At 53.2% G+C, this 12,312-nt stretch carries 13 protein-coding genes; 1 reads left to right on the top strand and 12 read right to left on the bottom strand.

Annotated elements, in window-relative coordinates; translation table 11 throughout:
• Positions 1-134: 134 nt before the first annotated feature.
• From hypE to PSR63_RS24960, 12 genes are all read right to left on the bottom strand, one after another.
• Positions 135-1,181, bottom strand: coding sequence for a hydrogenase expression/formation protein HypE (gene hypE, locus PSR63_RS25010; RefSeq protein WP_274328636.1), 1,047 nt, complete (start codon positions 1,179-1,181; stop codon positions 135-137).
• A 9-nt stretch (positions 1,182-1,190) separates the two neighbouring features.
• The gene (gene hypD, locus PSR63_RS25005) at positions 1,191-2,300 is read right to left on the bottom strand and encodes a hydrogenase formation protein HypD (RefSeq protein WP_274328634.1); all 1,110 of its coding nucleotides are present in this window, start codon (positions 2,298-2,300) and stop codon (positions 1,191-1,193) included.
• A complete protein-coding gene (locus PSR63_RS25000; RefSeq protein WP_274328632.1) occupies positions 2,297-2,563 on the bottom strand; it encodes a HypC/HybG/HupF family hydrogenase formation chaperone in 267 nt (88 codons plus the stop codon). Before PSR63_RS25000 ends, hypD begins: the two co-directional genes overlap by 4 nt.
• Positions 2,563-4,821 carry a carbamoyltransferase HypF gene (hypF, locus tag PSR63_RS24995; protein ID WP_274328630.1) on the bottom strand — a complete coding sequence of 753 codons (2,259 nt, stop codon included), beginning with the start codon at positions 4,819-4,821 and terminating at the stop codon, positions 2,563-2,565. The genes PSR63_RS25000 and hypF overlap by 1 nt, the downstream gene beginning before the upstream one ends.
• 39 nt (positions 4,822-4,860) lie before the next feature.
• The gene (gene hypB, locus PSR63_RS24990) at positions 4,861-5,553 is read right to left on the bottom strand and encodes a hydrogenase nickel incorporation protein HypB (protein ID WP_274328628.1); all 693 of its coding nucleotides are present in this window, start codon (positions 5,551-5,553) and stop codon (positions 4,861-4,863) included.
• A gap of 11 nt (positions 5,554-5,564) precedes the next feature.
• Positions 5,565-6,911: a Ni/Fe hydrogenase subunit alpha gene (locus PSR63_RS24985; protein ID WP_274328626.1), complete on the bottom strand. Its 1,347-nt coding sequence runs from the start codon at positions 6,909-6,911 to the stop codon at positions 5,565-5,567.
• Positions 6,908-7,717 (bottom strand): oxidoreductase, encoded by an 810-nt coding sequence (locus PSR63_RS24980; RefSeq protein WP_274328624.1) that lies wholly within the window; start codon positions 7,715-7,717, stop codon positions 6,908-6,910. The genes PSR63_RS24985 and PSR63_RS24980 overlap by 4 nt, the downstream gene beginning before the upstream one ends.
• A complete protein-coding gene (locus tag PSR63_RS24975) occupies positions 7,717-8,409 on the bottom strand; it encodes an FAD/NAD(P)-binding protein (RefSeq protein WP_274328622.1) in 693 nt (230 codons plus the stop codon). The genes PSR63_RS24980 and PSR63_RS24975 overlap by 1 nt, the downstream gene beginning before the upstream one ends.
• 155 nt (positions 8,410-8,564) lie before the next feature.
• The gene (locus PSR63_RS24970) at positions 8,565-9,755 is read right to left on the bottom strand and encodes a 4Fe-4S dicluster domain-containing protein (protein WP_274328620.1); all 1,191 of its coding nucleotides are present in this window, start codon (positions 9,753-9,755) and stop codon (positions 8,565-8,567) included.
• An 8-nt stretch (positions 9,756-9,763) separates the two neighbouring features.
• Positions 9,764-10,252 (bottom strand): Crp/Fnr family transcriptional regulator, encoded by a 489-nt coding sequence (locus PSR63_RS24965; RefSeq protein ID WP_274328618.1) that lies wholly within the window; start codon positions 10,250-10,252, stop codon positions 9,764-9,766.
• The gene (locus PSR63_RS28305; RefSeq protein WP_443111067.1) at positions 10,234-10,602 is read right to left on the bottom strand and encodes a hydrogenase maturation nickel metallochaperone HypA/HybF; all 369 of its coding nucleotides are present in this window, start codon (positions 10,600-10,602) and stop codon (positions 10,234-10,236) included. The genes PSR63_RS24965 and PSR63_RS28305 overlap by 19 nt, the downstream gene beginning before the upstream one ends.
• Positions 10,584-11,045 carry a hydrogenase maturation protease gene (locus tag PSR63_RS24960; RefSeq protein ID WP_274328616.1) on the bottom strand — a complete coding sequence of 154 codons (462 nt, stop codon included), beginning with the start codon at positions 11,043-11,045 and terminating at the stop codon, positions 10,584-10,586. The genes PSR63_RS28305 and PSR63_RS24960 overlap by 19 nt, the downstream gene beginning before the upstream one ends.
• Before the next feature lie 317 nt (positions 11,046-11,362).
• Between PSR63_RS24960 and PSR63_RS24955 the strand changes: the two genes are divergently transcribed.
• Positions 11,363-12,310 carry a ferredoxin--NADP reductase gene (locus PSR63_RS24955; protein WP_274328614.1) on the top strand — a complete coding sequence of 316 codons (948 nt, stop codon included), beginning with the start codon at positions 11,363-11,365 and terminating at the stop codon, positions 12,308-12,310.
• Positions 12,311-12,312: the final 2 nt, after the last annotated feature.

The raw sequence follows: 12,312 nt of genomic DNA, 5'->3' as shown, positions 1-12,312 counted from the left end.
TCCTGTTAGGACTCGACGCTCGCCAACATGGCGATAAATGCTTATAAATACTCGGGTCCACCAAGCAACCTGAATTCTCCGGCCCGGCAGAAGCCGGGCTTTTTTTATGCGCCGCCGAGCTTTGTGCTCTCACCCTAGCAGATTCTAGGAAACGGTGCGCCTTGTGGTTCCTCAAGGGGAATCTCTGCAGACCGTCCGCGACGAACAACAACCGGAGCCAATCGCCGTGTTGTTACCTCGCCGATGATGGCAGCGCTTGGGCAATTTCCCACCTTCAAGAGTGCCTGCAATGCGCGTTGGTTCATCTCCTTGGGCACCGCAACCAGCATCGTTCCTTCGTTCGCAAGGTGGAGCGGATCTAAGCCTAACAGCTCGCACGCGCCGCGGACTTCGTTACCAACAGGAACGGCTTCTTCATTGATCATAATTGTTGAATCACTGGTTTCAGTCCATTCATGCAAGACCGCCGAAACCCCTCCTCGCGTGGCATCCCGCATGGCACGCACCGGACAGCCAGCCGAACGAAGTGATTGGGCCGCGTTCCATAGTGACCCGCAGTCACTCGTGGGCATTGGATCGAATCCGAGCTTCTCCCGAGCTGCCAGAATTGAAATTCCGTGTTGTCCAATCGGCCCTGTCACGAGGATAACATCCCCTTCTTTAAGCGTTTCTGGACCAGTTGGAATAGGTTCGAAAAGCTCTCCTAATCCCGTTGTTGTCAGAAAAAGCCCGTCGGCCGCACCTCGCGGAACAACTTTCGTATCTCCCGTCACGATCTCCACTTCAGCAATTCGTGCCGAAGCGACGATCGAATCCAACACACGGTCCAGCAGGGCCAGTGGAAGGCCTTCCTCGATGATCATCGAAAGCGCAATCCACCGAGGGCTCGCACCCGAGACAACGAGATCATTTACCGTACCGAATACAGCAAGTGTTCCAATGTCGCCACCGGGAAAGAAGAGGGGTGAAACAACAAAACTGTCAGTCGTCATTACCGGCGAACCGCCCATTGTCGGCAAAACCGCGGCATCGGAAAGGTTGACCAGCGGTGTGTTTCCCAATCGAGAGACGATCCTGTCACGAATCAATCGTCGCATCGTACGCCCACCTTCTCCATGTGCAAGCGTTACGGCGTCATCCGTTGAGCGAGGAACCGGGCAATTGACAGGCAATCTTGACATCGGTGCTTACTATAGAGACGGTTGAGAATTCTGGTTGGCGGGTAGGTAACGATAGTAGGCGGCACAGGCGCCTTCGCTACTCACCATTGGGGCGCCCATCGGTTGTTCAGGGGTGCAATGCTTGCCAAAGAACGGACAATCAACGGGATTCAGACGTCCGGTGATAATCTCGCTGGCAGGACAGTCACCGGATACAATCGCAAGCGAATCTTGAATCGAGTACTTGAGTTCAGCGTCGTACCGCGCCCATTCTGTTCTAAGTGCCAAGCCTCCGTTAGGAATGATCCCAAAACCACGCCAATCTCGGTCAGCGACTCGGAATACATCTTCTACGTGGTTCTTCGCCTGAAGATTGCCGTGCTCGGATACGCAACGTTCGTAGCGGTTTACAACCGAAGGTTCATCACGCTCCAGAAGTGAGACACACTCGTGAATCCCCCTCAGCAAGTCCAACGGTTCGAAGCCCGTAACCACAACCGGAACTCGATAGTCAGTAGCAAGGTACGCGTAATCCTGAAATCCTGTTATCGTGCAAACATGGCCCGCCGCAAGAAACCCATCGACCAGGCTGGGTTCCTCGGAGGCAATCATTTCCATCGCTGGCAGAACGCGAACATGTGCTACAAGTAACGAGAAATTCTCTAGCCCCAATTCGGCAGCCTGTTTTACCGCGAGAGCACTCGCAGGGGCAGTCGTTTCAAAGCCGACGGAAAAGAAAATGACTTGGCGATCCGGGTTATCTCTCGCCAATCGAACCGCGTCCAGCGGGGAGTACACCAACTGAACATCCGCCCCCCCTGCCCTCGCCTGCAAGAGGCTTTCCTGTGAACCAGGGACACGCAACATATCACCAAAGCTCGTCACGGTAACATCAGGGCGTCGCGAAAGCTCTATGGCGGCATCGATCATCGAACTGGAGGTCACACAGACAGGACAACCTGGGCCGTGCAGGAGTCGAACGACTCCATCCAGTTGCTGATCGATTCCCCATCTTAATAGTCCGTGCGTCTGCCCCCCACATACCTCCATGATCGTCCAGCAACGTGACGTGACTTGACGTATTGCATCGATTGTTCTCTGGCACGCTTCTGCATCACGGAATTCATCAATGTACTTCATGGAGGAGTATCCTCCGCAGAGTCCGCTTCTCCTTCGACCGATTCCAGTTCGTCGAGCGTGCGCAACAGTTGTTCTGCCTCTACGGGGCTCACAATGCTGATGGCGATGCCTGCGTGAACCAATACATAATCGTCGATGGCTGCTTCTGGAACGCAGGCCATGTTGACCTCGCGATGCAAACCGCCAAATTCAATTGCCGCGCTCTCAAACGGCGGCGTTCGGTCAATCCAGCGTACGACTCTACCCGGTACTGCCAGGCACATTATCTTGCCTCATTTCGATAGCCAGCTACCAATTGACCGGCCGCCAGTCCACCATCTCCAGGCGGGATAATACCTGGCAGATAAACTCGCGGCCTCTGGCCCTGCGACATGTCGGCGATCAACTCTGCAAGAAGCCGATTTTGAAATACACCACCAGTTAGCACGACCGGAAGATCCGCGTGTTGACGGCAAATGGCGATAATTGCGTTGGCAACACCTCGATGGAACCTCATCGACATTCGATCTGGAGATACCCTTGCTTCAACGTCAGCTATTACTTGGCTGATCAGTGAACGCCAATCCAATTCTACCAATGTTTGCTTGGCGATTGTGAATTCATAGGCTCCCTTTTCTTCGGGATCCGCAATCGCTTCCAGCACCATCGGCAACTGTCCTTCATATTCGCTCCGTTGGCGATTGAGTATCAATGCTGCCACCCCGTCGAACAATCGGCCACCACTGGTTGTGATTGGTGAATACTGCGGACTGTCCAGAATCTGTTCCACTAACGACAATCGCAATCTGAGAGACTCGAAAACGGGAAGTGAATCGAAGGAATCCACGCTGTCCAACTGACTCAACAACGAAAACGCGATCCTACAAGGTTGAAGGATCGCTGTTTCTCCCCCGGGAAGGGCAAACGGTCGCACATGAGCAATCCGGGAGCATTGATGCTTGTCTGCCAGGAAAAACTCTCCTCCCCATATCGTCTGATCCATGCCGTAACCGGTACCGTCCCAAGCCACGCCCAGCACCTGTTGGTCAAGTAAGTGATGTTCAAGCATCGCCGAACATATGTGGGCATGGTGGTGTTGAACGGATTGCGTGACCAAAAACTCTCGAGATGCGGCATGCGTCGTGTAATAGCCTGGATGGCTGTCGTGCACGGCCTGAGTCGCTGAGAAACGATAAAGGCTTTGCCAATCGGCAAGATGCCATTGGTAGCGTTCCTGGACCGCCAAATTGCTAAGGTCACCAATATGCGGCCCCAGAAATGCACTTCCATCGTGACTCCATGCCACTGAAGATTTCATTTGTCCGCCCAGGGCCATTTGTGTTTCGTTTGTGTCCAAGTCTAATCGAAGAGGAGCCATACCGCGGGCCAACCTCAGCGCAGCGCGATTCCCGGCGACGATCCGGACCACACTGTCATCGACAGGACGGGCAATCGAACGGTTGTGATGTAACCAGAGATCGCAAATCCCGGACAACATCGCTTCCGCGTTTTCCACTTCGAAGGCCAACGGCTCCCCTTCGCGATTCCCGCTTGTACAGACCAACGGACGCCCGACACGCTTTAGCAGTAAGTCGTGTAGCGGTGTGGTGGGCAACATGATGCCGACAGTGTTCAAGCCTGGATGGACACCCGGAGCGATGATCGTTTCCTGATTCAGATCGAGCAAAACGATCGGATTGGTTGCCGAGAATAAAACCTGACGCTCAACGCTATCCAACTTGGCAACCTGGTCTACCTCCGATACCGTTCGCATCATTACGGCAAACGGCTTGCTTATCCGACCCTTCCTCTGTCGGAGTCTCTCCACAGCGTCTGGGTTGGTGGCATCGACCAGAAGTTGATAGCCTCCTAGCCCTTTTAGTGCGATGATTAGCCCGCGAAGAATTGCCTGGGAAGCCTGGTCGAGGACTTCCTCTTGGTCGTCAAATCGCCGGTTCCCTGCCGAGATGCCCCACAGACGTGGACCGCACTTTGGACAGGAAATGGTTTGGGCATGAAATCGGCGATCGTCGGCAGAGCGATACTCGGCATAACAATCTTCACACCAAGGGAAGTCGACCATCGCTGTATCGTTGCGCTCAAACGGCATTTGGCGGATGATGGTATAGCGTGGACCGCATCGAGCACAACTATTAAACGGATATAGAAACCGTCGATTTCCCGGTTGATAGATCTCATCGAGGCATTCACGGCAAACCGCCGTATCGAGCGGTACCGTTGTGACAATTGAATCTTGCGTGTTCTCTCGGACTATCTCGAATCGAGCGCGACCGATCGGTGGAACTTCGCGGGACTGCTCGCTAAGGATCTGTGCCTCGGCTGGAAGGAAGCCACGCAACTGCCGCCTAAATGCCTCCGTCTGATTTGGAGATCCCTCAATATGAATCTCAACACCTTGCGCCGTATTGCGTACGTGCCCTACCAAACCCAACTGAGTCGCCAATCGAAAAATCGCCGGTCGAACGCCCATCCCCTGAAGGCGACCGCTAAGAACAATACCCTCAGCAATTGCTGAGGACATTTCGTTCTCTGTCTGATTGGTGGCATTAGGCATTTGACATTAGTCCATGTCCGAAACAGGACCGGTCGCCTCCGCCATCGTCTTGTCGCGGAGGGCAATTAGATATTCACACCACGCTTCGATCCCTTCTCCCGATAGTGCCGACATCGGAAAGAACTCTAAATCGCCTCTGACATCCCGAGCATCGGCCATTGCTCGATCGACGGAGAAAGGAACGTAAGGAAGCAAGTCAGTCTTGTTAATCACAACGGCCTGACTGGTGCGGAATGCCTTTGGGTATTTGCCGGGCTTGTCGTCTCCTTCGGTCGTGCTCAACACAAGCACCCGAAGATGTTCTCCCAGATCGTGCGAAGCAGGACACACCAGATTTCCAACATCTTCGACGAATAGGAACTCAAAGGATTGATTACCCAATTGCGGCAAGATCTTTTCTACGAGCGGCAACTCCAAATGACAGGCGCCACCGGTAGTGATTTGTGCCGTCGTCACCAAAGGTGCCAGTCGCTCCGCATCACGATTCGTGGCGATATCCCCCACTAGGATTCCCACGCTGTGATGTTCTCGTAAACGCTTTGCGGTTTCCTCCAGAAGTGTTGTTTTCCCCGAACCGGGCGATGATAGAAGGCGGATGACACACGTCCCTTGCTCCTGCATCCGTTTCTTAAACGCTGCTGCCGCCGCTTGGCGAAGTGTCCGAATGTCCTGCTTTACGGAAATCGTCTCGGTCGACATGGTGTTCATCCTTATCCAATATGGGGTTGGGAATCCGTCTTGCGGTCGATGCTAAGCTGCAAAAAGTGGGTTGCGCAGCTGATACAGGGATCATAATTGCGGATTAGATGTTCAGATCGCTGGGCAATCTCTGCATCTTTCAGGTCAACGATCCGCGGAAGAAACTCGCGTAGGTCCGTTTCGATCTGTCCTTGGTTCTGGGAAGTTGGTGGGACAATTTTCGCTTCGGCGATCAGATGGTCTTCGCCGATGCGGTAACGATGATAGAGCAACCCACGTGGGGCTTCTGTGGCATGGCAACCTTCTCCAGGCCGAAGCTGAAAAGGAGTACGCGAAGGACTCACCTCGGCCTGATAAGCCTTCACAATTCGGATCGCCTCATCGAAGGCATAGGCAACTTCCAGCGACCTGGCCACGATACTCTGAAAATTATTCCTCAGTGGCAAAATCAAGCCGGTTTGGTCGAATGCTTTCCGGCAAATAGGTGAAAGCATCTCTATGCAATTATTCAGTCGCGCCAGCGGACCTGTTAGATAGAAGCGATCATCCGGTCCCTTCACGCTATAAAGCGCCGTGCTATGTTCTATGTGCCGCTCATAAAAGTAAGTCTCATACTCCTCCACTGGAATCTTTAGGCCCGACGAGGAAGCAACCTGACCCTCATTCAAAGGATACTCTTCCTCATGATGCAACGAGACCAGGTCGTAGTCCAAATCAAAGTCCGGAAAGTCAAACTTGCTGACCCATTCCACGGTTTCCAGAGCGGTCTTTAATCCCCATTCCAGTCGAGGAAGTAGCAGCTTCAATTCTCGCACACTCGGCGCACGGTAGAATCCACCCACGGTAACATTGACAGGGTGAATCGCTCGGCCACCAAGCGTCTCAAGCAGCTGATTACCAATTTTCTTCAGCTCTAATCCACGTTCAACCTGCTCTTTGTGGTCCACCGCCATCGAGATACCACTCTCGTATCCCAAGAAGTCAGGTGCATGTAGAAGGAACATATGAAGAACGTGACTTTCAATCCATTCCCCACAGTACAAAAGCCGCCTCAATAGGCGTATCTCCGGCGAGATGGAAATCCCCAACGCCTTTTCCAGCGCATGGCAGGAACTCATCTGGTAAGCAACCGGGCATATGCCACAGATACGTGCGGTGATATCAGGCACTTCGTGCACCTGGCGGCCTCGCAAGAAGCTTTCGAAGAATCTTGGAGGCTCGTATATATTCAGCTCCACATGTTCCACAACATCGCCTTGAACACGCAGGTGAAGGCGTCCTTCTCCTTCTACACGTGAGATGGCCTTCACTTCAATCGTTCGGCGGTCGTTCGGATGCGGCTCTTCTTCGGTGCTCATGTAGAGTCATCCTGCTTTTCCAAGGACTCACTTGTCTCCCGGAATCCGGGAGCGTAGCCATTGAAGTTCCGTGTCAATTGAACCAAGGGTAGTCGCGCATTCCCCGCCTGCTGATACGCGTCTGTGAGACTACTTCCGTTGACTTGGTCTTGTGGACCGAAACAGCCAAAGCATTCACGATTACAGGCCGGACAAATCGCACCACGGTTTTCATGAGTATCTCCGCAGCCTGCCTGCGTGAGTGGCCCCAGGCAGGCAATCCCTTGCGCCACGGCAACGCACACCGTCCCCCGTTTCTTACACTCGACACACACACTGTGAGTGGGTGTCTGCGGTTTCTTACCCCGAACGAGAGCCGACAGTAATTCGACCAACTGATATTTACTGATTGGACAGCCTCGCAGTTCGAAGTCGACCGCGACGTGATCCGATATGGGCGTGCTCGTCTTTAGTGTGGAAATATACTCTGGGTGAGCGTAGACGTGTTGGACGTACTCATCCACGTCGGCCCAATTTCGGAGAGCCTGGATACCACCGGCCGTGGCGCACGCTCCGATAGTAACCAGGAATTTGCATGCTTTGCGGACCTCTTGAATTCGCTGAACATCCTCTGGTGTCGTGATGGACCCTTCGACCAGTCCGATATCGTAAGGTCCCTCCAAACTTCGTGATCTTGCTTCCAGAAAATGGGCAATCTCGATCGCTTCGGCGACCGCCAGCAATTCGTCTTCGCAGTCCAGAAGTGTCAACTGACATCCATCACAGGAGGCAAACTTGAATACCGCCAGCTTCTTCTTGTCGGTCATCACAGATCCTCCAAACGCAAGAACAAGTTGATTCGTTCGTAGGAGAACACTGGCCCGTCTTTGCATACAAACTCAGGGCCGAACTGACAGACCCCACACATCCCCATCGCGCATTTCATGTTGCGTTCTAGGGACAGAAAGATATGAGCAGGAGAAATCCTCATCGACATCGCCTCGCGTGCGACGAACCGCATCATGATTTCCGGTCCACATGCCAAGAGCCTGGTTTGTTCAAGATCACCGCTAAATGGCCGCATGACTTCGGTAACTACGCCGATGTGTCCTGACCACTGCAGTGTTCCTCGGTCGACAGTCTCCTCCAGGTCTAGACCTCCTTCCTTCCACTTGGCGAACTCTCTCCGAAAGAGCAGCTCATTCGGCAATTTAGCACCATAAATCAATTTCAATGATTTGTAGTCGGAACGATGCTCAAGCAAATGCACGATCAATGGTCTTAGTGGCGCCAAGCCGATTCCTCCGGCCACCATAATGACATGCTTGCCCTGTAACTCTTCTAACGGCCAAGGATTTCCAAAAGGGCCACGAACGCCGATCTGGTCACCTTCCTTAAGAGTTGAGAGGGCACCGGTCACATCACCGACAACCCGAAACGTGTGCCCGAGGCGAGGAAATTCATCCGTGCCTGAGCTGATTGAAATAGCCGCTTCGCCAAAACCAGGAACGTATAGCATGTTGAACTGTCCTGGCTGGAACAAACGCGTATCTCTCCCTTTCGATGTCAAATGAAGTGTCCAGACATTCGGGATTTCGGCAACGATCTCCTGAATGCACATCGATTGTGGCTGCCAGCAATTCGCAACTCGTAGCGGCTGAGGTTCGGTGCTCATCACTGATCCCCCCGAATCGCGGCGACTTCCTCAGTGAGATCAATTCCGACAGGGCACCACGTAATACAGCGACCACACCCGACGCAGCCAGAGGTATCGAATTGATCGATCCATGTAGCCAGCTTGTGTACCAACCACTGTCGATATCTCGAGCGGATTGAGTTTCTTACAGATCCGGAGTTCATGTAGGAATGTTCGGCTGTGAAGCAGGATCCCCACGTACGCTCTCGCTCAACATGTTCGCCGGTCAGATCCGTTACGTCTTCAATTGATGAACAAAAACAGGTCGGGCAAACGAGTGTACAATTCGCGCAAGAAAGACATCGCTGAGCGACACTCTCCCACTCGCGATGCTCTAAATTATTGACCAGTAGATCGCGAATCCCTTCCGTATCGAGTTTGCGGTCGGGACTGCCAACGTGCGGATCTTCTTCGTCTCCATAGCCTCGCCCGCCTTCTTCCATCTTCTTACGTAACTGGGCAGGAATTTCCCGAACAGCTTTCGCTTCACTCTCCGTCAAGCCTGACCACTGACACGCAGCCATGATTTCGCTACCCAGGTCTGTGCCGATTTCTACAACAAAAGACTCGTCCATTTCCGTCAACGCCAGATCGAAGCCCCTCGTCACGGCCGGACCGGATCCCATTGAGTGACAAAAGCAGGTAGCGGCTGCCCGGCGACAGTTGACCGCCACCAAGGCTAGGTTTTCACGGCGAGCTTTGTAGCCCTGATCGACGTAGGGGCCTTCGAGGAACACTTGGTCCTGAATCGCGATAGCGTGTAGGTCACAAGATCGAACCCCCACAATCACGGTGGGCTCGCTTTCTGGTTCGGGAGCTTCAAACCGCCAAGTTCCCCCGACACGATCTGAACGTAGCACCGTTTCCGTCGGGGGAAACAGATATCGCTTTACCGAATGAGGACCAACTACATAGTCGAAGTACCCGTCCCGAGAACTGCGCTTTAGGCGATACGTACCTCCCTCTTGCTCGTCTAGCACACCGATTGGCAATTGGGTGATATCCTCAGCGTCTTCGTAGATTACCGCTCCACCTGCGACTTTTGGGAGAATCGCTCGGTAACCTCGAACACGAAACGCATGGATAATCGCCTCGAGTTGCTCCTTAGCGATTCGCACGAGCATGCCGGGCTGCGTAGGCAACGAGTTGTCCTGCTGCATGGGGTCCATGAATCACATTATCCGTCGGCTGTGTTCGTTTCGGCTTCGTCCCCGAACAAGTCCAGCAACTGCATTCGCGCTGCACTGAGACGTCTCGCGAGAGTTTGGGCAACACCACGCATAAACACATAGCCAAAATGCGGGCTGCGATCGCACAGCGCGAGCAACTCGTCCTTGGGAAACTCAATCAATTGGGTAGCGGTCACTGTACGTGCGGTAACGGTCAGGTGGAAATTATCCAGTACCGGCGACCACCCTAGGAACTCCTGGTCGCGGATAGTCGAGATGCGTCGGCAGCCGACTCCCGGAGCACAGACTTCCAGCGAAAGGGTTCCCGAGACAACCACATAGGAACTGACTGCCGGATCCCCTTCTCGAAACACAGTTTCGTTTGCCGCAACATCCATTGCGTGTCCCATCTTAGCGACTTGCTCCAAGTCATCCTCATGAATTCCTTGAAAACAATCGACACCTCGAATCGCTTCTCTTAGTTCGACGTTGGACATGACGATTCCTCCTGAAGCACGAGGCTATCCAGCACAAGTTCTTCGCCCTGGACAATACTCGTGCGCTGACAGCCGCAAAGTGGGCAAGTGAAGCAAAACGCCGTTACCGGAAATTGATGTTCGCATTGGGAGCACAGAGCTTCAATTTCGACTACCTTCATGTCGATCTCAGCACCTCGATAAGGGGACTCAGGCAGCATCTCCTCTAGCGCCATTCGAAAAAGGTCCGGCTCGACACCTGAAAACCGGCCAATACTGATGCGAATGCCCGACACACGCGACGTTGGATAAGAACTTGCAATTCCGCTTATCTGGCTCAGCAAAGCATTCACTAAAGATCGTTCATGCATCGATTGCTTCCTCCCTGCGCAGCTATTTCCAATTCGATGCGATCTGCCAGCCCGTGAGCGGCGGTGATCACTTCCACCGCCATAGGTTCCGTGGAATACGAGGATCGGATCTCGATCGCAAATACGATGACCTCTCTAGGCAGTTTCCCTAACACTTCCGCGAGTCGCAAAGCGTAAGGAATATTGATTCCATGCGACGTTCTGCCAATTTGTAAATCGATAGCGGGATCTGGCCATTCAAAACGGAACTGCGTTCCCACCGGTGAACCGCTTTGGCATGCATCCACAATGATCGAAGGGGAATCGGGCGTTAGGTACCACAATAACTCGTCAACGTTGTGAACGATATGAATCTGCTCGAAGCCCCTCTCGCGCAACAAATCGGCAACTAGCCAACCGACCTGGTCATCACTGTGAGAACTACCGACGGAAAGAATTTGCATACGAGCACTCATAATTCCACTAGATCGCGATTCAGCTAGCTACATCGACCTTAAAGCAGTGCGATTCCTTGCGTCAAGGAAAATCACGCTCTCCGACATTGGAGGAAAGTAACCGGTGAGCGATATAGCACACCTGTGCGGTTTCGACACCGTGCAAAGTCGACCTTTTGCAGTTTCCAGGAGCTGTATTTAGTGACTTTTTGCCGGTCTTTTCCGGGCGATAGAAACCAATGCAGAAATCGCGCCGAAATGGCCCTCGCTTTGCTTCGTCTTTCTAACAGACTTTCTCTCAACCGAGCTGATAGTAGGACGCTGCCATGACAACGCCTATGAAATCGAACGAAAAGACTGATATGGTTCGGGAGAGTCTCTATAACGCCCACGTTACTGAGATCGTTCCCCTTCACGAGAGCCTGAGAGTCTTGCGAATCGTGCCAGACGCAGCCCCACTTTCTTTCTTGCCAGGGCAATATATTGGTTTGGGACTGGGAACCTGGGAAACCGGCGATAGCCTCGAGAACGCCGAGCCCGAAGAGCGCGGACATATGATCCAGCGAGCTTATTCGATCAGCTGCCCCGTCCTCAACAAGGCGGGGCAACTCGTTCGAGCAAGTGACCTCCCTTACTTAGAGTTTTACATTACGCTCGTATCTCATTCCCGGCCACATCCACCTTCGCTGACGCCACGATTGTTTCACTTGAAAGTTGGAGATCGTCTGTGGATAGGCAAACACCCTCGCGGCAACTACACATTGCGTCCCCACGGCACAGAAGACCACTTGGTTTTCGTTGCGACGGGAACTGGCGAGGCTCCTCATAACGTGATGATTGCCGAACTCCTATCGCAAGGGCACCAAGGCCCAATCACTAGTTTGGTCTGTGTACGCCAACGAAAAGATCTAGGCTACTTACAGCAGCATCAGGAATTGGAGCGGCGGTTCCCCAACTATCGCTACGTTCCCTTAACAACACGCGAACCGGAGAATATCTCTCCCCATCGTTCCGACTACATCGGGAAGAGTTACGTCCAAGATGTGTTTCGAAATTGGGAATCGATTGTTACCCAGCAGTCGCAACCGACTCCTGAGACAAGTCATGTCTACCTATGTGGCAACCCTGCCATGATTGGAGTACCCAAGTCGCTTCAGCAGGTCCCACGCATTTATCCCAAACCTGTCGGAATGGTAGAGATCCTTGAGCAACAAGGATTCCGGCTCGATCAGCCACGGCTGCCGGGCAATATTCATATTGAAAAGTACTGGTAAAC

The sequence above is a fragment of the Bremerella sp. P1 genome, from assembly GCF_028748185.1.
GTDB lineage: Bacteria > Planctomycetota > Planctomycetia > Pirellulales > Pirellulaceae > Bremerella.
Note: the sequence above shows the minus strand (reverse complement) of the source record. Positions and strands in the feature narration are given on the sequence as shown.